The following is a 20,385-nucleotide window of genomic DNA, read 5'->3' on the forward strand; positions in this document are numbered from 1 at the left end:
CAGCCTTCTAGCGTAGGGCCTCGGGGGGCGGGGGCGGAGCGCGAGGGGGTAGTCACTCTTTGTGATGACGTGATCGGCAACGGGCCGCTACCGTGGAGGGCAGGCAGCAGGATCCCGTCCGTGGGAGGAACCATGACAGCCCAGCGTGCTGAGCAGCCGGAATGGCGAATGCCCCCGCTGGACGGCTACACCATTGACGACCTGCTCACCTTGCCGGATCTCCCGCCGCACACAGAATTGATCGACGGGAGCCTGGTCCTTGTGAGCCCGCAGCGCTACTTCCACTTCGCCACGATCGACCTGCTGGTGAGCGGCCTGCGCCAGACCGTGCCGTCTGACCTGAAGGTCGCGCGTGAGATGACGGTGGTACTGGATCGCCGCAACGGCCCCGAGCCCGACATCTCCGTGATCAAGGCTGCCGCGAGGAAGGGACTGGACCAGACGTACTTCGAAGGAAAGGACGTGGTGCTCGCCGTAGAAGTCATCTCTCCGGAGTCCGAGGCCCGGGATCGGCTGACCAAGACGCACAAGTACGCGGCGGCAGGTATCCGGTACTACTGGCTGGTCGAGATGACCGAGCCGCACGACCACCCCGTTGTCGAGGTCTTCGAACTCTCGGCGGACACAGGGACGTATCGGTCGACCGGCACCTACCGGGACCGCGTCAAGGTCGACAAGCCATACCCCATCGACATCGACCTGACGGCGATCGACGAGCTCTGAGGGGACGTCCCTCAGACCACCGTCGCCCCCGCCACCGGCCCCTCCGCCATCCGCACGGCCCTGCACGTCCCCGACGACCGCAGGGCCGCGGCCACCTTCTCCGCCGACTCCGCATCACGCGCGAGGAACGCCGTCGTAGGCCCGGAACCCGAGACCAGCGCGGTAAGCGCACCCGCCCCCCGCCCCGCCTCCAGCGTGTCCGCCAACTCCGGGAACAGGGACAGCGCTGCAGGCTGAAGGTCATTGGACACGGCCGCCGCCAGCGCCTCCACGTCCCCCTTCGCCAGCGCCTCCAGCAGCTCCGCCGAAGCCACCGGCTCCGGGATCTCCCGCCCCTCCGCCAGCCGGTCGAACTCGCGGAAGACCGCCGGGGTCGACAGCCCCCGCTCGGCCATCGCGAACACCCAGTGGAAGGTGCCGCCGGTCTCCAGGGCCGTCAGCTGCTCGCCGCGCCCGACCCCCAGAGCCGTGCCCCCCACCAGACTGAAGGGCACGTCACTGCCCAACTCGGCGCACACGGCGAGGAGTTCGGCCCGCGACGCACCCGTGCCCCACAACGTGTTGCAGGCGAGCAGCGCGCCCGCGCCGTCCGCACTGCCGCCCGCCATGCCGCCGGCGACCGGGATGTCCTTGGCGATGTGGATGTGGACGTTCGGTTCGATGCCCCGGCGCGCGGCCAGCGCGATCGCGGCGCGCGCGGCGAGGTTGGTGCGGTCCAGGGGGACCTCGGCGGCGTCCGGGCCCTCGCAGGTGACGCGGAGCTCGTCCGCGGGGGTCACCGTCACCTCGTCGTAGAGGCCGACGGCGAGGAAGACGTTGGCCAGGTCGTGGAACCCGTCGGGGCGCGCGGCGCCGACCGCGAGCTGGACGTTGACCTTGGCCGGGACCCGTACCGTGACGCTCACGTGCCGCTCTCCCCCTGCTGCTTGTGCTCGGCGATCCGCGCGAACTCCTCCACCGTCAGCGCCTCCCCGCGCGCCTGCGGCGAGACCCCGGCCGCGACCAGGGCGGCCTCGGCGGCAGCGGCGGACCCGGCCCAGCCGGCGAGCGCCGCGCGCAGGGTCTTGCGGCGCTGCGCGAAGGCGGCGTCGACGACCGCGAAGACCTCTTCCCTGGTGGCCGTGGTCTTGATCGGCTCGGTCCGCCGGACCAGCGAGACCAGGCCGCTGTCGACGTTCGGCGCGGGCCAGAAGACGTTGCGGCCGATGGCCCCGGCGCGCTTCACCTCGGCGTACCAGTTGGCCTTCACGGACGGCACGCCGTACACCTTGGAGCCGGGCGCGGCGGCGAGCCGGTCGGCGACCTCGGACTGCACCATCACGAGGGTGCGCTCGATGGTCGGGAACGTGGCCAGCATGTGCAGCAGCACGGGGACGGCGACGTTGTAGGGCAGGTTCGCCACCAGGGCCGTCGGGGCCGGGCCGGGCAGGTCGGTGACGTGCATCGCGTCGGAGTGGACCAGCGCGAACCGGTCGGCGCGCGCCGGCATGCGCGCGGTGACGGTCGCGGGCAGCGCGCCGGCCAGGACGTCGTCGATCTCGACGGCGGTGACCCGGTCGGCGGCCTCCAGCAGCGCGAGCGTGAGGGAGCCGAGCCCCGGGCCGACCTCGACGACCACGTCGTCGGGGCGGACCTCGGCGGTGCGGACGATGCGGCGGACCGTGTTGGCGTCGATCACGAAGTTCTGGCCGCGCTGCTTGGTGGGACGGACACCGAGCGCGGCCGCCAGCTCACGGATGTCGGCGGGGCCGAGGAGGGCGTCGGGGGTGGGGCTGCTCACGGGACAAGGGTACGGGGCGGTGACCCCTGGTCCGCCCGCCGATCGGAACGAAGCCGCCTAGCCGTGCAGCTTCGCCCCGCAGTGCGGCCAGGGTGTCGTCCCCCGCCGCGTGTACAGCTTCTTCGCGCGGAACGTCTGTTCGTCGGCCGACGCGTCCTGGGGGCGGCCGTCGCCGCCGAGGCTGTGCCAGGTGTGGGTGTCGAACTGGTAGAGCCCGCCGTACGTCCCCGAGGCGTCGACCGCGTCCGGGCGGCCGCCGGACTCGCAGGCGGCGAGGCCCTGCCAGTTCAGGCCGTCGGCGCCGTCCACGGAGGCGGGCGGTTTCTTCGTGCCCACCTTCACGATCTGCGGGCGCGGCGTGCGGACCACCTCGGAGGTCACCCGGCGCGGCTTCTCCTGGACCCCGTTGACGGTGCGCAGCAGGTAGACGTCGCGCCGCAGTCCGGGCCGGCCGGGCTGGGCGACGACCTCGGTGCCCTGGAAGAGGGTGGGGTCCTCGGTGCGCTCGGTCGCGAACGGGAGCTCCTCCTCGCGGATCTCCCGGACGCCGCTGACCCGCAGCACGGTGATCGTCTGTCCGTCGCGCGGGAAGCTGTCGGGCGGGACGGAGGTGGTGTCCTGGCCGTTCAGGGTGACCCCGGCCTCCTCGACCGCCTGCGCGACGGTGGCCGCGTTGGTGCGGATGGTGCGGGCCCGGCCGTCGGCCATGACCGTGACGGCGCGTTCGGTGCGCACGTCGAGCGCGAGCCCGGAGCGTCCGATGGGCTGGGCGCGCGAGGTGGACAGATACGCGCCCTCGGCGCGCACGCCGAGCTCCGCCAGCGCTCCCGCCACGGTGTGCGCCGTCGTCCACACCTCGCGCTGTTCGCCGTCCAGCGTGAGCCGGACGGGGCGCCCGTAGCGCACGGCGATGGCGTCGCCGCTGGCGAGCACCGCGTCGGGGGCGGGCGCGACCATGTCGTGCGACCCCACGCGTACGCCCTGGTCCTCCAGCAGCTCGCGCACGTCGTCGGCGAAGGTGTGCAGGGTGCGCGGCTTGCCGTCGACGGTCAGCTCGACCGCCTTGTCCTTGGCGATGAACGCGGTGGTGCCGCCGGCCAGGAAGGCCACGACCAACGCCTGCGGCAGCAGACGGCGCGCGGTGGACTCCGGGCGCGCGGCGCCGCGCCCCCTGCGTCGGCGCGCGGCACGCCGGCTCGCTCCGGCGGGCGTCCCGGTGTCGCACTCTGTCGTGTGCGCCTCTTCCTCCAGCGCGCTCCCGGCGTGCGCGCCGACCGTGTCCCAGCCCGCGTCCCAGCCCGCGCCGCCCTGCCGGGGCAGCACCGGCTCGGTGACGTAGTACGCCTGCGCCTCGTAGGCGGGCCGGTAGGTGTCCTCGTACGGCCCGTACGACTGGGTCTCCGTGTGGTGCACGGACGCGCCGCGGCCGTACACCAGGGCGGAGACCCTGCCGGGGCCGTACGGCGGGGCGGAGACGTCAGGGCCGTACGGCTCGTACTGCTCGAACGTCTCGTACTGCGACTTGCTCACACCGACACGCTCCAGAGGCGCCAGAGGGGTCCGGATCGGGCCCCCAGAACCTAGCGGAGCGGTCGTCACTCTCCAAAGCGACGCGACTACGCACTGTTGCCCGTACGCGCGTGTGTGCCGCGTGTTCCGTGTGCGCTCAGTAACCGAAGGCGCGGGCGGTGTTCGCGGCCAGGGCCGTGGCCAGCGTGTCCTCGTCGAGGCCGCGCACGGCGGCCATGGCACGCACGGTGACCGGGATCAGATACGGAGCGTTGGGCCGGCCCCGGTAGGGCGCCGGGGTCAGGAAGGGCGCGTCGGTCTCCACGAGGACCAGTTCCAGCGGGGCGACGGCGAGGGCGTCCCGCAGGTTCTGGGCGTTCTTGAAGGTGACGTTGCCGGCGAAGGACATGAAGTAGCCCTCGCGCGCGCAGATCTCCGCCATCTCGGCGTCGCCGGAGTAGCAGTGGAAGACGGTGCGCTCGGGGGCGCCCTCCTCCTTCAGGACGCGCAGGACGTCGGCGTGCGCGTCGCGGTCGTGGATGACGAGCGCCTTGCCGTGCCGCTTGGCGATCTCGATGTGGGCCCGGAAGGACCGCTCCTGGGCGGCCTTGCCCTCGGGGCCGGTGCGGAAGTGGTCCAGGCCCGTCTCGCCGACGCCCCTGACCTGCGCCAGCCCGGCCAGCCGGTCGATCTCGGCGAGGGCCTCGTCCAGTGCCGCGTCTCCGCCCGGCTCGCGGGCGCCCTGCCGCGACCAGCCGTCGGGGTCTCCGTGCACGATGCGCGGGGCCTCGTTGGGGTGCAGGGCGACGGTGGCGTGCACGCTGTCGTACGCGGCCGCGGTCTCGGCGGCCCACCGCGAGCCCTTGAGGTCGCAGCCGACCTGGACGACGGTCGTCACCCCGACCGACGCGGCCTTCGCGAGGCCCTCCTCGACCGTGCCCGACTGCATGTCGAGGTGGGTGTGGGAGTCGGCGACGGGCACCGTGAGGGGTGGCGGCAGCGGCGGTGCGCTGTTCTTGTCGTCCTTGGTGCTCTGGCCGGCGTTCGAAGGCATGCCCCGATCCTACGAAAGGGGCATGCCGCCGGACGCCGGCGCCCGCTCAGCCCGCCTTGCGCTGGAACGGGTGCAGGAGATCCGACAGATGCCAGTGGTGCGGTTCCCGGGGCAGCTCGGGCGCCACGGCCCCGGAGGGCACCGCGGGGGTCTCGACCGGGCCCGCCTGCGGCACGCTGTGCCGGTGCTCCGCGGTGCCGCACACCGAGGAGACCTGCCCGGCGCGCATGATCCGCACGACGTGACCGTCGCAGTTGTGGCAGCTGGGCCTGCTCAGCGGCGACGGCACGACCCGGCCGTCGGCCACGTACAGCACGAACTCCTGCCCGTCGGCATCCTTGTGGTGCTCTATCTCGTACGACTGCTCCCAGCCGTGCCCGCAGCGCATGCAGGCGAACGAATACGACTCGTGAACGACGGCTGTGGCCGTACCGCGGAGGCCGGTCTGCCCTGCGATCTCGCTCATGCCAGCTCCTCTGGTCCGCTGGTCGAGGGACCCGTGTGCGTCCCTTCGACCAGTGGACGCTTCCGTGGAGCCGAACGCATCCGGCCTGTCGAGTGTTGGAGGCGATTTGGCGCTTCCTTGCCGAATACGCCCCGTCCGGTCCCTTTTCGCTTTGCCATCGGCGACAGCCTTTTGCCGTCCCATGGCCCACACGCTCACCCGAGAACACCCCTGCTCAGAGGGTGTTTTCCCGCAGGTGGGGGCGGGTTCCGATACGCCTCACCCGGCGGAGCGCTTGGCCGCCACCACGGCATCGAAAACGACCCTCTTCGGCAGTCCCGCCTCCACCGCCACCGCCGCGATGGCCTCCTTGCGCCGTTCCCCGGCCTCCTCCCGCACCCGCACGCGCCGCACCAGCTCCTCCGCGTCGAGTTCCTCGGGCCCGGCCTCGGGCGCCCCCTCGACCACGACGGTGATCTCCCCGCGCACCCCCTCCGCGGCCCACCGCGCCAGCTCGGCCAGCGGACCGCGCCGTACCTCCTCGTACGTCTTGGTCAGCTCGCGGCAGACGGCGGCCCGCCGCTCCGCGCCGAAGACCTCGGCCATGGCGGCGAGGGTGTCGTCGAGCCGGTGCGGGGCCTCGAAGTACACGAGGGTGCGGCGCTCGTCCGCGACCTCCCGCAGCCGGGACAGCCGCTCGCCCGCCTTGCGCGGCAGGAAGCCCTCGAAGCAGAACCGGTCGACGGGCAGCCCGGACAGGGCGAGCGCGGTGAGCACGGCGGACGGGCCGGGCACGGCGGTGACCTTGATGTCCTTCTCGACGGCCGCCGCGACGAGCCGGTAGCCCGGGTCGGAGACGGACGGCATCCCGGCGTCCGTCACGAGCAGCACGCGCGCGCCGCCGAGCAGCTCCTCGACCAGCTCCGGGGTGCGGGCGGACTCGTTTCCCTCGAAGTACGACACCACGCGCCCCTTGGGCGTGACGCCGAGCGCCTGGGTGAGCCGGCGCAGCCGCCGGGTGTCCTCGGCGGCGACCACGTCGGCGCCGGCCAGCTCCTCGGCGAGCCGGGGCGGCGCGTCCGCGATGTCGCCGATGGGGGTACCTGCGAGGACAAGGGTTCCAGTCACACCCCCATCCTCCCAGGAACCACTGACAGTCCGGCCCGGGAAGCGGGCCGCGCCCCGGCCGGTACCGCACATGCACGGGACTCCCACAGAACGGTTCCCTACGATGGCGCGGTGACCAGTACCGCGTCCTCCATGGACCTCCGGCAGGGCCAGTCGCCGCACGACCGGCGGCCGGCGTGGCAGCAGCGGCTGCGCCGATTCGGGTACGTACCGGCGAAGGACGCGCCGTCGGGCGACGTGCGCGACCGTCTGGTGCCCCCGTACACCGAGCCGGGCCCGCGGCTGTGGCAGGCGCTCGGCGTGCCGCCGGTCCTCGCCGGGCGGATCACCCGGTGGTCGGCCTGGCTCGGCCCGCTGCTGGTGACGCTGGTGGCGGGCCTGATGCGGTTCTGGAACCTGGGCAGCCCGCGCGCGGTGATATTCGACGAGACGTACTACGCCAAGGACGCGTGGGCGCTGGTCCACCGCGGCTTCGAGGTCAACTGGGACAAGAACGCCAACGACCTGGTCCTGCAGACGCACGGCCATCTCGCGATCCCGACGGACGCGTCGTACGTCGTGCATCCGCCGGTCGGCAAGTACGTGATCGGGCTGGGCGAGCTGCTCTTCGGGTTCGACCCGTTCGGCTGGCGGTTCATGACCGCCCTGCTCGGCACGGTGAGCGTGCTGCTGCTGTGCCGGATCGGGCGCCGGATCTTCCGCTCGACGTTCCTCGGCTGCCTCGCGGGCGCGCTGATGGCGGTGGACGGCCTGCACTTCGTGATGAGCCGGACGTCGCTGCTGGACGGCGTGCTGATGTTCTTCGTGGTGGCCGCGTTCGGCTGCCTGGTCCTCGACCGGGACCGGTCGCGGGCGCGGCTGGCCGCGGCCCTGCCCGTGGACCGCGACGGCCGGGTCCGCCCGGACGCGCGCGTGGCCGACACGTTCCGCTTCGGCCCGCGCCCCTGGCGCTGGGCGACCGGGCTGATGCTGGGCCTGGCCATCGGCACCAAGTGGAACGGCCTGTACATCCTGGTCGCGTTCTGTGTGATGGCCGTCCTGTGGGACGTCGGCGCCAGGAAGACGGCCGGTGCCCATCACCCGTATGCCGCAGCTCTCAAGTACGACACCGGCCTCGCCTTCGTCGCGACCGTTCCGGTGGCCATCGCCGTCTACCTGATGTCCTGGCTCGGCTGGATCCTCTCCCCGTCCGACGGCACCGGCGGCTACTTCCGCAACTGGGCGGCCACCGACGGCAAGGGCGGCAGCTGGACGTTCCTGCCGGACTGGCTGCGCAGTCTGTGGCACTACGAGCACGAGGTGTACGAGTTCCACGTCGGGCTGACCTCCCCGCACACCTACCAGTCCAACCCCTGGAGCTGGATCGTGCTGGGCCGCCCGGTGTCGTACTTCTACGAGTCCCCGAACCCCGGCGCGGACGGCTGCCCGGCGGACGCGGGCCAGAAGTGCGCGCGCGAGGTGCTGGCGATCGGCACACCGCTGCTGTGGTGGGCGGCCTGCTTCGCGATCCTCTACGTGCTGTGGCGCTGGGCGTTCCGCCGCGACTGGCGGGCCGGTGCCGTCGCCTGCGGCATCGCGGCCGGCTGGCTGCCCTGGTTCATGTACCAGGAGCGGACGATCTTCCTCTTCTACGCGGTCGTCTTCCTGCCGTTCCTGTGTCTGGCGGTGGCGATGCTGCTCGGCGCGATCATCGGCCCACCGGGCTCCTCGGACACCCGCCGCGTGATCGGCGCGTCCGCGGCGGGGGTGCTGGTGCTGCTGATCATCTGGAACTTCATCTACTTCTGGCCGCTCTACACGGGCACCGCGATCCCCATAGACCAGTGGCGGGCGCGGATGTGGCTGGATACGTGGGTCTAGCCCACGGCCCGAGTCACGGTTTCGACAACATCGGTCACAACTTCCCCACAAGCGCTTACAGTTCCCCCGCTGCCCTGTTGAACGCGTTCAACAGGGCTCGGTCATGCACGGGGAAACGGGGAAGGGATGCGCGCGATGCGCAACGGGGTGAAGGGTGCCGTCATCGGCACCGTGTGCGCGGTGATGCTGGGCGGAGCCGGTTACGGCGCCTACACCATGGTCTCCGCACTGAACGGCGACGCGGGTACGAACGGCCACGCGGGCGTGCAGACCGGCCCGCCCGGCGGCTCCGAGGTAACGGAGGCCGCCGAGGGCTTCTTCGCCGCCTGGGAGAAGGGCGACGCGGCGACGGCGGCGTCGTACACGAACTATCCGCAGGCCGCCCGGGAGTTGCTGACGGCCTACGCCGGCGCCGCGCACATCGGCAAGGTGCGTGTCACACCGGGCACGGCGACCGGCACGCGCGTGCCGTTCACGGTCGAGGCGACGGTGTCCTACGGCGGGAAGAGCCGGCCGCTGTCCTACCGGAGCACGCTGACCGTCGTGCGCGGCGAGACCTCGCACCGTCCGCTGGTCGACTGGCGGCCGTCGGTCGTCCATCCGCGGCTGCGCCAGGGGGACACGCTCACGACCGGTGAGTCGGCGGCCCCGCCGATCGAGGCGGTGGACCGCGACGGCGCGGTGCTGACGAAGGAGAAGTACCCGTCCCTCGGTCCCCTTCTGGACCAGTTGCGCGAGCGGTACGGCGACAGGGCGGGCGGCACGGCCGGCGTGGAGCTGGCGATCCGTCACGCGGGCGACGACGCCGGCACCCCGCTCCTCACGCTCGCCGAGGGCAGACCGGGCCGGGTGCGCACGACGCTCAGCGCGAGCGCCCAGGCGGCGGCCGAGACGGCCGTGCAGAAGTACGCCGAGTCGTCGGTCGTGGCGGTCAAGCCGAGCACGGGCGAGGTGCTGGCCGTCGCCAACCACCGCGCGGACGGCTTCAACGCGGCCTTCCTCGGCACCCTCGCGCCCGGCTCCACGATGAAGATCATCAGCGCCGCGACCCTCATCGACTCCGGTCTGACCACCGCGAACGGCCCGGCGCCCTGCCCGCCGTCGGCCGTCTGGCAGAGCCAGACCTTCCACAACCTCACGGGCCTCGCGCCGGACGAGCACGCCACCCTCGCGGAGAGCTTCGCCCGGTCCTGCAACACGGCGTTCGTGAAGTTCGCCGACTCGGTGAAGGTGGACTCGCTCACCCAGGAGGCCGAGCAGTGCTTCGGCCTCGGCGGCGACTGGAAGGTGGGCGTGCCGTCCTTCGACGGCCGGGTCCCCGCCTCCGGCGGCCCGGACACGGCGGCCGGCCTGATCGGCCAGGGCCAGGTCCAGATGAACCCCCTGAACATGGCCTCCGTGACGGCCACCGCGGCGACCGGAACGTTCCGCCAGCCGGTCGTCGTGCCGCTCTCCCTGGACGGCCGTGAACCGGCACGCGCGCGTGGGCTGTCGCCCAGCACGGTCCAGCAGCTGCGCGCCATGATGAGCCGCACCGCGCACAGCGGCACGGCGGCCGGCGTCATGGCCGGGCTCGGCGGTGACATCGGCGCCAAGACCGGCTCGGCGGAGGTCGACGGACAGGCGAAGTCCAACAGCTGGTTCACCGGTTACCGGGGCGACGTCGCCGCCGCCGCGATGACCCAGGACGGCGGGCACGGCATTGACGCGGCCGGCCCGATTGTCGCAACCGTGCTACGAAATGCCGACTGACGTCACCCTCAAAGGTGGGGACTTTAAGGTGATTGCCGTCGTTGGGGAGAGTGAAGGGGTGGCGGGGACCCTGGGGAACGCACGGAGGAACTGAGGCTGTGGGCAACAGAAGGCGCGTCGCCGAGCGACGGAGGACGACGAGGCCGGCGGTGCTCGGCGGGGTGATCGCCGTGGTCGCCGCCGGCGCCGGATTCGCCGTCTACGCGGTGGCGGACGGCGGCGCGGCGGCCGACGAGCGCACGTCCGCCTCGGCCGACCACAAGGCCGTCAAGACCGGTCCGCTCAGCGCCGCCGAGGTCCACGCGGCCGCCACCCGCTTCCTGTCGGCCTGGCAGCAGGGCAAGGTCGCCGACGCGGCCGGCGCCACGAACGACGCCTCGGCCGCCACCGCGCTGCTCACCGGCGTCGCCAAGGACGCCCACCTGACGGGCGTCACCCTCACCCCGGGCACGGCCACGGGCGCGAAGGTGCCCTTCTCCGTCAAGGCGACGGTGACGTACGACAAGCTCAGCAAGCCGCTGACGTACGGCAGTTCGCTCACCGTGGTGCGCCGGGCGAGCGACGGCACGCCGCTGGTCGACTGGCACTCCTCCGTCGTCCAGCCGGACCTGGAGGACGGCGACACCCTCGTCACCGGCGCGTCGGGCACCCCGCCCGTCAAGGCGCTGGACCGCGACGGCGGCGAGCTGACGGCCGCCAAGTACCCCTCCCTGGGCCCGGTGCTGGACGGGCTGCGCGCGAAGTACGGCAAGACCGCGGGCGGCAAGGCGGGCATCGAGCTGCGCGTGGTGCGCGGCAAGGCGTCGCAGAAGGCCGAGCTGTCCGACAAGACGCTCGTCGCGCTGAGCCAGGGCACACCGGGCACGGTGCAGACGACGCTGAACCCCACGCTCCAGGCGGCCGCCGAGCAGCAGGTGGGCAAGCAGAAGCAGGCCTCGGTGGTGCTCGTGCGGCCGTCCACGGGCGAGATCCTCGCGGTCGCCAACAGCGGACACGGCTTCAACGTCGGCTTCCAGGGCTCCCTCGCGCCCGGCTCCACGATGAAGATCGTGACGTCGACGATGCTGTTCGAGAAGAACCTCATCACCCCGGACGCCTCCCACCCCTGCCCCAAGACGTACAAGGTCGCCGGCTGGACGTTCCACAACGACGACAACTCCGAGATCAAGAAGGGCACGTTCAGGCAGAGCTTCGGGGCCTCCTGCAACAACGCCTTCATCGACTTCGCGCCGAAGCTGTCGAACGACGACCTGACGAAGGAGGCCCAGCAGGTCTACGGCCTCGGCATGGACAACTGGGCCATCGGTGTCCCGTCGTTCGACGGCTCCGTGCCGGTACAGAGCGGCGCGCAGATGGGCGCCTCGCTGATCGGCCAGGGCGCGGTGCGGATGAACCCGCTGAACATGGCGTCGGTGGCGGCGACGGTCGAGTCGGGCTCCTTCCACCAGCCGTACCTGGTCGCGCCCTCGGTGGACCACCGCACGCTGGCGAAGGCCGCGCGCACGATGTCGGCGAAGACCCAGTCCCAGCTGAAGGACGTCATGAAGTTCACGGCGGACTACGGCACGGCCGCCAAGGCGATGGCGGGCATGAGCGGGGACTACGGCGCCAAGACGGGCTCCGCCGAGGTCGACGGCCAGAAGAAGCCGAACGGCTGGTTCACGGCCTACAAGGGCGACCTCGCGGCGGCGGGGGTGGTCCAGGCGGGCGGCCACGGCGGCGACACGGCCGGGCCGATCGTGGCAACGCTGCTGAAGACGGGCGGCTGATCAGGTCCCTACGGGTTCCGCGGTGTAGGTGCGCCGCAGGAACCTGAGCAGCGCCTTCGACTCGAACTGGACGACCTCGACACCGTTGTCGGAATGGAACTCCACGACGGCCTGCACGCGGCCGCACGGCCACACGCGTACGTCGCCGCTCCCGGCCGGCGTCCGCAGTCCCTGCTCCAGCAGGGAGCGCGAGAAGGTCCACTCGTGGGTACCGGGCAGGTCGATCCGCACCGAGCGTGGATCACTGTCGGGGTCGTACCGCAGCAGCACCGGTACGGCCTCCGGATCCTCCTCGTCCTCTTCCGTGACGATGTGGACGCGCGCGTACTGTTCGACCACAGACATCGGACTGCCCTTTCACACTGAGTCACCTTCACGGAAGTCCCGCATCCGCTTTGTCTCCAATGTGCCATATTTTCCGATTTATGCCCCCGGAGGCGACCGACTGTTCACGCCGACCGGCGACACACGTCCGCGAGAATGGGGCGCGTGACGCCTCAAGACGACCGAGACGACAAAGAGGCCGCCGGGTCGCTGCTGCTGGACGACCAGCTCTGCTTCGCGCTGTACGCCGCACAGCGCGCCGTGACCGCCGCATACCGTCCACTTCTGGACGACCTCGGGCTCACCTACCCCCAGTACCTGGTGCTGCTGGTGCTCTGGGAGCGCGGCGAGACCAGCGTGAAGGAACTGGCGCGCGCCCTGCGCCTGGACTACGGGACCGTCTCGCCGTTGCTGAAGCGGCTGGAGGCGGCGGGTCTGGTGCGCAGGGAGCGCGCGGCGGACGACGAGCGCTCGGTGCTCGTCGCGTGCACCGGGCGCGCGGAGGAACTCAGGGAGCGCGCGGCGCGGGTCCCCGGCGCGCTCCTCACCACGACGGGGCTCGGCGCCGAGGACGTGGCGCGGTTGCGCGTGGAGTTGCGGGACCTCGCCGAGCGCGCCGCCACGGCGGCCGACCGGCACCGAGCGCGCTGATCCCGCCTTACCCGCGGTCGCCCACCCTGACGGCACACACCGACCTACCGGCCAGTACCTTGTGCACGATGTATCTGTGCACCACTCATTCCGGGGAAGGCCGGCCATGACCGAGGACTCCGCCGTCGACACACGTCCGACGAAGATCATGTACGTCGCCGAAGCCACCGCCCACGGCGGCCGGGACGGCCATGTCACCAGCCAGGACGGCCGGCTCGCGCTGAAGGTCGCGATGCCCCCGCAGCTGGGCGGCGACGGCGACGGCACCAACCCGGAGCAGCTGTTCGCGGCCGGTTACAGCTCCTGCTTCCACAACGCGCTGATCCTGGTCGGCAACCGTGCGGGCTACGACCTGACCGGCTCCACGGTCGCCGCGAAGGTCGGCATCGGCCCGAACAAGCAGCGCGGCTACGGCCTCGCCGTGGCCCTCAGCGTCTCCCTTCCGGTCCTGGACGCCGACCTGGCGGCCCAGCTGGTGGACGCGGCGCACGAGGTCTGCCCGTACTCCAACGCGACGCGTGGCAACATCGACGTAACGATTCTGCTGGGCTGATCCCGCCGAGGAATCGCAGGCCCGCGGGCGACGTTGCACGCACTGTCGCAGGCGACGGGACAGTGCGGGAAGGGACGACAGACGTGGGCGTGGACGTGCACGGCACAGTGGCCGAGGGCTTCGAGCCGGTCAAGCAGGCGTTCGCCGCGAACTTCGCGCTGCTCGGGGAGCGCGGCGCGGCGGTGGCCGTGTACCGCGACGGGCACAAGGTCGTCGACCTGTGGGCGGGCGCGAAGGACGTCGACGGCAGTGCCGACGGGGCTCCCTGGGAGCGCGGCACGGCGCAGATCGTCCGCTCGGCGACCAAGGGCGTCGCCGCCGCCGCGCTGCTGCTCCTGCACCAGCGCGGCGAACTGGACCTGGACGCCCCGGTCGGCACGTACTGGCCCGAGTACAAGGCCGCCGGCAAGGAGCACACCCTCGTCCGGCATCTGCTGGCCCACCGCGCGGGCATACCCGTGCTGGACCGCCCGCTGACCCCCGCCGAGGCCGCCGACCCCGACCTGGGCGCCGCCGCGGTCGCCGCTCAGACGCCGGTGTGGGAGCCGGGCACGGACCACGGCTATCACGCCCAGACCTACAGCTGGCTCACCGGCGAGCTGGTCCGGCGGGTCACCGGGCGCCCGGTCGGCGACTGGATCGCGGACGAGATCACCGGACCCGTCGGCGCGGATCTCTGGCTCGGGCTGCCGGAATCGGAGCACGCGCGCGTGGGCCGCGTCGGACCGGTCCAGGCGCCGGAGACCGCGGGCACGCTGAAGACGCGCCCCAAGCGCGCGGTGGCCGAGGCCTACGCCGATCCCGACTCGCTGACCCGGCGGGCGTTCGCCGCCATCACCCCGCTCCCCGACGAGAACGACCCCGCCTACCGCGCGGCCGCCCTGCCCGCCTCCAACGGCATCGCCACCGCCGACGGGCTGGCCCGCGTCTACGCGTCCCTCATCGGCGACGTGGACGGCGGCACGCGCCTGTTCACCCCGCAGACGACGGAACTGGCGCGCACCGAGCGGTCGGCCGGACCGGACCGGGTCCTGGTGGTGGGCACCCGGTTCGGCCTCGGCCACATGCTGCACGGCAGCGCGTCCCCGCTCCTCACCCCCGGTTCCTTCGGCCACCCGGGCCGCGGCGGCGCCCTCGCGTTCGCCGACCCGGAGACCGCAGTCTCCTTCGGCTACGTCACCAACGGCTTCCACAAGAGCGTGACGGCGGACCCGCGCGCGCAGGCGCTGGTACGGGCGCTGCGCACGGCGCTCGCGTAACGCGCGCCCGCCGGGCCCGCCCGGTGTCACACGTTGATCGGGTGCGAGGTCCGTCCGGACGCCGCGTCGATCTCCTCGTGGGCCTTGGTGAGCAGTTGCATGGCCAGTTCGTTGAGGGCGCGCGCACCCGCGATCTCCTCGCCGACCCTGGGCTGGTTGGCGTCGACGGTGTGCCTGCTGGCCCGGCCGTGCGCGCGCATCTCCGAGCCGTCGGGCAAGCGCACCATGGCCACCGCGCGCGTGTGCAGATCGTCCTCCACGAACTCCATCTCGACATGCCATCCGACAACGGTTTGCAACATGACGACCACCTCCGAAGACCGCTGCTTCCAGGGTGCGCCCTGGCACCCCCGGCCGTCATGTCGGCGCCTGCGCGCCCTTCTCGGCTACGCGCCCTTCTCGTCGAAGCTGGCGAAGTACGCGGCGGCCATGTCCTCGTCGGCGTGGCCCTGGGCGGCGGCGCGGGCGAACCGCTCGGCGGTCGCGGCGGCGACGTCGAGGCGTACGCCGCCGCGCTCACCGGCCTGCACGATCAGCCGGGCGTCCTTCTCGGCGGTGGCCACGGCGAACGACGCCGGTGACAGCTTGCCGTCGAGCACCAGCGCGGCCTTGGCGCGCAGATAGCCCATGTCGAGCGGGCCGCCCTCGATGAGGTCGAAGAAGCCCTGCGGATCCACGCCGAGGGCCCGGGCGAGGGCGAGCACCTCACCGGTCGCGGCCGTGGCGGCGAGGACCCAGCTGTTGGCCACCAGCTTCAGCCGGCTGGCGCTGCCCGAGGCGCCGTCGTCCCCGGTCCACACGGTCTTCGCGCCGACCGCGTCGAAGACCGGCGTGACCGTGACCCGCCCCTCCTGGGGCCCGGCGGCCAGCACGGTCAGCTGACCGGCCTCGGCGGGCTGGCGGGTGCCGAGGACGGGAGCGTCGTAGAAGACCAGCCCGTGCTCGCGGGCGAAGCCCGCCAGGTCGGTGACCAGGTCGACCCCGGCGGTGGTGCACTGCGCCCACACCGTGCCGGGGCGCAGCGCCGGGGCGGCCGCGCGCAGGGTGTCCAGGACCGTCCGGCCGTCGTAGAGCATCGTCAGGACGACGTCGGCGCCCGCCACGGCCTCGGCGGGCGTGGCGGCGACGCGGGCGCCGTCGGCGGCGAGCGGTTCGGCTTTCTCGCGCGTCCGGTTCCAGACCCGCACGTCCAGCCCCGCCCGGCACAGATTGCGGGCCATGGCGGCCCCCATGATGCCGGTGCCCAGCACGCTCACGGTCGGCTTGTCGGTCATTGACGGCTCCCTGTCGTCGTCCGGCTGCTGTCGCATGGTCCCCGGCCACGTGGTCCCCGGCCATCTTCGCGGCGCGGACGGACACACGCACGCACGCGTACGGCGGTTCACGCCTGCTGCTCCGGAAGCAGCACGGGTCGGCACGCAGCTGCGAGAGTCCGGGCGCGACCTGGTCGGACAGTCCGTAGGGACCCTGCGAACTCCCGTGACGCATACCGTAACTTGACTCCATTCGGGGCCGGTCGGCCCCCTCGGAAAGCCGACGACTTCATGGGCTCGTCCTCGTCACACAGACCCCGCCCCGGGCGCACCACCACGACAACGGCAGCGCGGACTGGAACAACTGGACGGTCGCCACCGGGTGGAACACCGGAGCCGCACTGGACCTGCAGGCCGCCGACGCCAACGGTGACGGCACACCCGACCTGTGGACCGTCTCCGCGGGCGGGACGGTCACGGCGAACCTGTTCACCAACCTGTCCGGCACCGCCCCGGCCACGCTGACGCGCGTCACCGGGACTCTCACCGCCACCTGATGTCCGCTGTCACGTGATCTGCTCGCGCACGTCCACCACGGCCGCACCGGCGTGCGCCACCAGCGCCTGCGGCTCGACCGGGAAGACGGCGTACGGCGTGCCCGCCGCCGCCCACACCTCGTCGTGCGCGAGCAGCAAGCGGTCGGCGAGGACACGCGTGCGCGTGCGGTGTCCGAAGGGCGGGACGCCGCCGATGGCGTACCCGGTGGTCTCGCGCACGACACCGGCGTCGGCCCGGGTGACCTCGCCCGCCCCCAGTTCCTCGCGCACGCGCTCCAGGTCCACGCGCGAGGCGCCGTCCATCAGGACGAGCACCGGGACGCCGTCGGCGGCGAAGACCAGCGACTTGCAGATCCGGTTCAGCCCGCACCCGATCGCGGCGGCGGCCTCGGCGGCGGTCCGGGTGGCCTCCGGGAAGCGCCGGGTCCGCGCGAGGACGTCCTCCAGCCCGCGCGCACGCATCGCTTCGGCGAACCGGGGGTGGGCACCGGACTCGCCGGTGCCGGTGGCGGTCGTCGTCATGCGGGGCACGCTACGGCATCGTTCCGGCCGTGCTCACGGCGTTTTCAGCTGCCACCGGAACAAAAGCAGCCGGTGAGGGTGCAGCCCCGTCCCCACGGGCACCCTCACCGGCTGGTCCTCGTAGTCCCTGCGGACTACGAGCGGTACGTCACGCGCGTACCAGCTCCCGCTCCCCGTCCGGGTCGGTGTCCTTGCCGTCCGTGGAGGACTGTGTGCGCAGGCCCTCGCCCTCGACGTCGACGTTCGGCAGGGCGCGGTCGAGCCACTTGGGCAGCCACCAGGCCCGCTTGCCGAGCAGGGCGAGCACCGCCGGGACGATCGCCATGCGGACGATGAACGCGTCGAAGAAGACGGCGATCGCGAGGCCGAAGCCGATCATCTTGATCATCGACTCGCTGGAGCCGATGAAGCCGGAGAAGACCGCCATCATGATGACCGCGGCGGCGGTCACGACCCGCGCCCCGTGCCGGAAGCCGGTGACCACGGCCTGGGTCGGCTTCTCGCCGTGGACGTACGCCTCGCGCATCCGGGTCACGAGGAAGACCTCGTAGTCCATGGCGAGACCGAAGACGACGCCCACCATGAAGATCGGCATCATCGACATGACCGGGCCGGTCTCGGAGACGTCGAACAGGCCGGACAGCCAGCCCCACTGGAAGACCGCGACCACGGCGCCGAGCGCCGCCGTCACGCTGAGCAGGAAGCCGAGGGCCGCCTTCAGCGGGACGAGGACGGAGCGGAAGACCACGATCAGCAGGAGGAAGGCCAGCCCGACGACCAGCGCCAGGTACGGCAGCAGCGCGTCGTTCAGCTTCTGCGAGACGTCGATGTTCATCGCCGTCGAGCCCGTGACCAGGATCTTGGAGTCGGTCTGCCGCGCGACCTCCGCGCCCTTGTCGCGGATGGCGTGCACCAGGTCCTCGGTCGTCTTCGAGGACGGCTTGGATCCGGGGACGACGGTGATGGTCGCGGTGTCACCAGCCTTGTTGGGCACGGCCGGGGTGACCGTGACGACGTCCTTCAGGCCCTTGATATCGTCGCCGACCTTGGTGAAGGCGGCCTTCGCGTCCTGGCTGCCCTTGGCGTCGACGACGACCATCAGCGGGCCGTTGAAGCCCGGCCCGAAGCCCTCGGAGAGCAGGTCGTAGGCGCGGCGCTGGGTGGTGGAGGTCGGCTGGGAACCGTCGTCCGGGAGGCCGAGTTCGAGGGAGGCGGCCGGGACCGCCGCCGCGCCGAGGCCGATCACACCGAGGAGGAGGACGGCGACCGGGCGGCGTACGACGAAGCTCGCCCAGCGGGTGCCCATGTTGGGCCGGCCCGGCTTCCTGGGCGCACGGCCGCCGCCGAGCAGCTTGCTCTTCTCGCCGGCGGGCTTGACCCTGCGGCCGGCGTAGCCGAGCAGCGCCGGGATCATCGTCAGCGCGATGAGGACGGCGATGGCGACGGTGCCGGCGGCCGCGATGCCCATCTTGGTGAGCATCGGGATGTTGACGACCGACAGGCCGACCAGGGCGATGACGACGGTCAGGCCCGCGAAGACCACCGCCGAGCCCGCCGTGCCGACGGCGCGGCCGGCCGCTTCCTCGCGCTCGCGGCCCTCGGCCAGTTCGGCGCGGTAGCGGGAGACGATGAACAGGGCGTAGTCGATGCCGACGGCCAGGCCGATCATCGACGCCAGGGTGGAGGTCGTGGAGCCCAGGTCCAGGGCGCTGGCGAGCGCGGTGATCGTGGAGACGCCGATGCCGACGCCGATGAGCGCGGTCAGCAGCGGGAATCCGGCCGCGAGCAGCGAGCCGAAGGTGATGACGAGGACGACGGCGGCGATCGCGATGCCGATGACCTCGCTGGAGCCGGTCTCCGGGGTCGCGGTGAGCGCGTCACCGCCGACCTCGACGGTCAGCCCGGCGTCGCGTGCGTGCTGCGCGGCTTCCTTCAGGGCGTTCTTGGAGGAGTCCTTGAGCTCCATCCCGGAGACCTTGTACTTCACCGAGGCGTAGGCGATCGAGCCGTTCCGGCTGACGGCGTGCCCGGCGTACGGGTCGGCGACGGAGACGACCTCGGAACCGCTGCCCAGCTCCTTGACGGTCTTCTCGACGGCCGCCCTGTTGAGCTTGTCGGTCATCTTCTCGCCGGCCGGCGCCTTGAAGACGACCCGCGCGGTGGCGCCGTCGGCGCTCATCCCGGGGAAGCGCTGTTCGAGCAGGTCGAAAGCCTTCTGCGCCTCGGTGCCGGGGATGGAGAAGGACGTGCTGCCGGCAGGCGGCGCGGAGGCGGCGCCGACCCCGGCGAGGGTCAGCAGCGCCACCCATATGAGGGCGACGAAGTGCCGTCGCCGGAAGGCGAGACGGCCCAGTTTGTACAGGAATGTGGCCACGGAGGCGTACTCCCGGTCAGGTCGTGGGGTTGATCAGGGCAGGGGTGGTCAGCCCGACGACGTGAGCGGTGACGTCAGAAGGTGGGCTTGCTGGGGAGAGAGATCAGTCGGTGGGAACGCCGAGGGCGGGGAGGACCACGGCGTCGATGTACGACATCAGGAAGGCCTGCGTCGGCGGCAGCTCGTCGATCATGGTGCGGGCGGCGAACCCTCCGAGCATCATGTGCATCATGAACTCGACCGCCGGGTTGTCCGCTCGGACCTCGCCCCGGTCGACGGCCCGCTGCACCACGCGGCGGAACGACGCCATCTCGGGCTCGATCAGATGATCCCGGAACGCCCGCAGGAGATCCGGATTGCTGTGCACCGCCATGGCCAGGCCCCGCATCAGCGCGGAGTTCTGCTCCATCTCGCAGTCGTCCGAACGCAGGGTGAGAGCGCGCAGGTCGCCCTTGAGCGATCCCGTGTCGATCTCGTCGAGGCCCATGCCGCCCGGCTTGGTGTGCCGCACCGCCTTCGCCACCAGCTCGGCCTTGCCGCCCCACTGGCGGTAGAGCGTCGCCTTGCTGGACTTGGTACGGGCGGCGACGGCGTCCATGGTGAGGGCGTCGTAGCCGACTTCGCGGAGCAGGTCGAGCACGGCCTCGTACAACTCGGCCTCCCGCTCGGGCGTGATCCGACTGCGGCGCCCTGTTGCGACGACCTCGGTCATGCCACTCACCCTTCCGCTCCGGAGCCTCCTGTTTCGTACTCCATGAACATACCCTGAGAGCGAGCGAAACGAAACCGTTTCGTACGTGGGTTGGGTCACGCTTGTTGGCTTTCCATAAACCGGCGCCGGTCTCCCGCGTACGAGTTGCCCGTGCCGTTTG

General features: G+C 71.9%; 19 protein-coding genes. 7 read left to right on the plus strand and 12 right to left on the minus strand.

Going from position 1 to position 20,385, the window contains the following annotated elements:
- Positions 1-132: 132 nt before the first annotated feature.
- Positions 133-723 (plus strand): Uma2 family endonuclease, encoded by a 591-nt coding sequence (locus tag AC4OXY_RS22820; protein WP_356027311.1) that lies wholly within the window; start codon positions 133-135, stop codon positions 721-723.
- Positions 724-734: 11 nt separating this feature from the next.
- Here the strand turns inward: AC4OXY_RS22820 and AC4OXY_RS22825 are convergent, their stop codons facing one another.
- The 6 genes from AC4OXY_RS22825 to rsmI all read right to left on the minus strand — a co-directional run bounded on the left by AC4OXY_RS22825 (position 735) and on the right by rsmI (position 6,639).
- Positions 735-1,628, minus strand: a complete 894-nt coding sequence (locus tag AC4OXY_RS22825) for a 4-(cytidine 5'-diphospho)-2-C-methyl-D-erythritol kinase (protein ID WP_356027089.1) — start codon at positions 1,626-1,628, stop codon at positions 735-737.
- Positions 1,625-2,503, minus strand: coding sequence for a 16S rRNA (adenine(1518)-N(6)/adenine(1519)-N(6))-dimethyltransferase RsmA (rsmA, locus tag AC4OXY_RS22830; protein ID WP_362821450.1), 879 nt, complete (start codon positions 2,501-2,503; stop codon positions 1,625-1,627). Before rsmA ends, AC4OXY_RS22825 begins: the two co-directional genes overlap by 4 nt.
- Positions 2,504-2,560: 57 nt before the next feature.
- Positions 2,561-4,033, minus strand: coding sequence for a resuscitation-promoting factor (locus tag AC4OXY_RS22835; protein ID WP_356027085.1), 1,473 nt, complete (start codon positions 4,031-4,033; stop codon positions 2,561-2,563).
- A 136-nt stretch (positions 4,034-4,169) separates the two neighbouring features.
- A complete protein-coding gene (locus AC4OXY_RS22840) occupies positions 4,170-5,066 on the minus strand; it encodes a TatD family hydrolase (protein ID WP_491994524.1) in 897 nt (298 codons plus the stop codon).
- A gap of 46 nt (positions 5,067-5,112) precedes the next feature.
- Complete coding sequence (locus AC4OXY_RS22845; protein ID WP_356027080.1) at positions 5,113-5,532, minus strand: hypothetical protein; 420 nt, start codon at positions 5,530-5,532, stop codon at positions 5,113-5,115.
- 258 nt (positions 5,533-5,790) lie between these two features.
- Positions 5,791-6,639, minus strand: a complete 849-nt coding sequence (rsmI, locus tag AC4OXY_RS22850; protein WP_356027078.1) for a 16S rRNA (cytidine(1402)-2'-O)-methyltransferase — start codon at positions 6,637-6,639, stop codon at positions 5,791-5,793.
- A 111-nt stretch (positions 6,640-6,750) separates the two neighbouring features.
- Between rsmI and AC4OXY_RS22855 the strand changes: the two genes are divergently transcribed.
- The 3 genes from AC4OXY_RS22855 (at position 6,751) to AC4OXY_RS22865 (ending at position 12,020) form a co-directional block, all read left to right on the plus strand.
- Positions 6,751-8,499, plus strand: a complete 1,749-nt coding sequence (locus AC4OXY_RS22855) for a dolichyl-phosphate-mannose--protein mannosyltransferase (protein ID WP_356027077.1) — start codon at positions 6,751-6,753, stop codon at positions 8,497-8,499.
- Positions 8,500-8,634: 135 nt separating this feature from the next.
- On the plus strand, positions 8,635-10,251 hold the full coding sequence (locus AC4OXY_RS22860; RefSeq protein WP_356027074.1) for a penicillin-binding transpeptidase domain-containing protein: 1,617 nt from the start codon (positions 8,635-8,637) through the stop codon (positions 10,249-10,251).
- A gap of 98 nt (positions 10,252-10,349) precedes the next feature.
- Positions 10,350-12,020, plus strand: coding sequence for a penicillin-binding transpeptidase domain-containing protein (locus AC4OXY_RS22865; RefSeq protein WP_376287344.1), 1,671 nt, complete (start codon positions 10,350-10,352; stop codon positions 12,018-12,020).
- Here the strand turns inward: AC4OXY_RS22865 and AC4OXY_RS22870 are convergent, their stop codons facing one another.
- Positions 12,021-12,365 carry an SsgA family sporulation/cell division regulator gene (locus AC4OXY_RS22870; RefSeq protein WP_356027070.1) on the minus strand — a complete coding sequence of 115 codons (345 nt, stop codon included), beginning with the start codon at positions 12,363-12,365 and terminating at the stop codon, positions 12,021-12,023.
- Positions 12,366-12,500: 135 nt separating this feature from the next.
- Between AC4OXY_RS22870 and AC4OXY_RS22875 the strand changes: the two genes are divergently transcribed.
- The 3 genes from AC4OXY_RS22875 (at position 12,501) to AC4OXY_RS22885 (ending at position 14,807) form a co-directional block, all read left to right on the plus strand.
- A complete protein-coding gene (locus AC4OXY_RS22875) occupies positions 12,501-12,995 on the plus strand; it encodes a MarR family winged helix-turn-helix transcriptional regulator (RefSeq protein WP_491994525.1) in 495 nt (164 codons plus the stop codon).
- 106 nt (positions 12,996-13,101) lie between these two features.
- Entirely contained in the window at positions 13,102-13,548 is a 447-nt protein-coding gene (locus tag AC4OXY_RS22880) for an organic hydroperoxide resistance protein (RefSeq protein ID WP_356027065.1), read from the plus strand.
- Between the two features lie 89 nt (positions 13,549-13,637).
- Complete coding sequence (locus AC4OXY_RS22885; protein ID WP_491994630.1) at positions 13,638-14,807, plus strand: serine hydrolase domain-containing protein; 1,170 nt, start codon at positions 13,638-13,640, stop codon at positions 14,805-14,807.
- A gap of 26 nt (positions 14,808-14,833) precedes the next feature.
- On the opposite strand, the gene AC4OXY_RS22890 is transcribed toward AC4OXY_RS22885, so the two are convergent.
- The 5 genes from AC4OXY_RS22890 to AC4OXY_RS22910 all read right to left on the minus strand — a co-directional run bounded on the left by AC4OXY_RS22890 (position 14,834) and on the right by AC4OXY_RS22910 (position 20,225).
- Positions 14,834-15,109 (minus strand): DUF1876 domain-containing protein, encoded by a 276-nt coding sequence (locus AC4OXY_RS22890; protein WP_491994526.1) that lies wholly within the window; start codon positions 15,107-15,109, stop codon positions 14,834-14,836.
- Positions 15,110-15,193: 84 nt separating this feature from the next.
- Complete coding sequence (locus tag AC4OXY_RS22895) at positions 15,194-16,081, minus strand: NAD(P)-dependent oxidoreductase (RefSeq protein ID WP_491994527.1); 888 nt, start codon at positions 16,079-16,081, stop codon at positions 15,194-15,196.
- 545 nt (positions 16,082-16,626) lie between these two features.
- The gene (locus AC4OXY_RS22900; RefSeq protein WP_356027058.1) at positions 16,627-17,139 is read right to left on the minus strand and encodes a YbaK/EbsC family protein; all 513 of its coding nucleotides are present in this window, start codon (positions 17,137-17,139) and stop codon (positions 16,627-16,629) included.
- Between the two features lie 148 nt (positions 17,140-17,287).
- Positions 17,288-19,513: an MMPL family transporter gene (locus AC4OXY_RS22905; RefSeq protein WP_491994528.1), complete on the minus strand. Its 2,226-nt coding sequence runs from the start codon at positions 19,511-19,513 to the stop codon at positions 17,288-17,290.
- Positions 19,514-19,616: 103 nt separating this feature from the next.
- On the minus strand, positions 19,617-20,225 hold the full coding sequence (locus tag AC4OXY_RS22910; RefSeq protein ID WP_491994529.1) for a TetR/AcrR family transcriptional regulator: 609 nt from the start codon (positions 20,223-20,225) through the stop codon (positions 19,617-19,619).
- Positions 20,226-20,385: the final 160 nt, after the last annotated feature.

It is taken from the genome of Streptomyces sp. HUAS MG56, assembly GCF_058673395.1.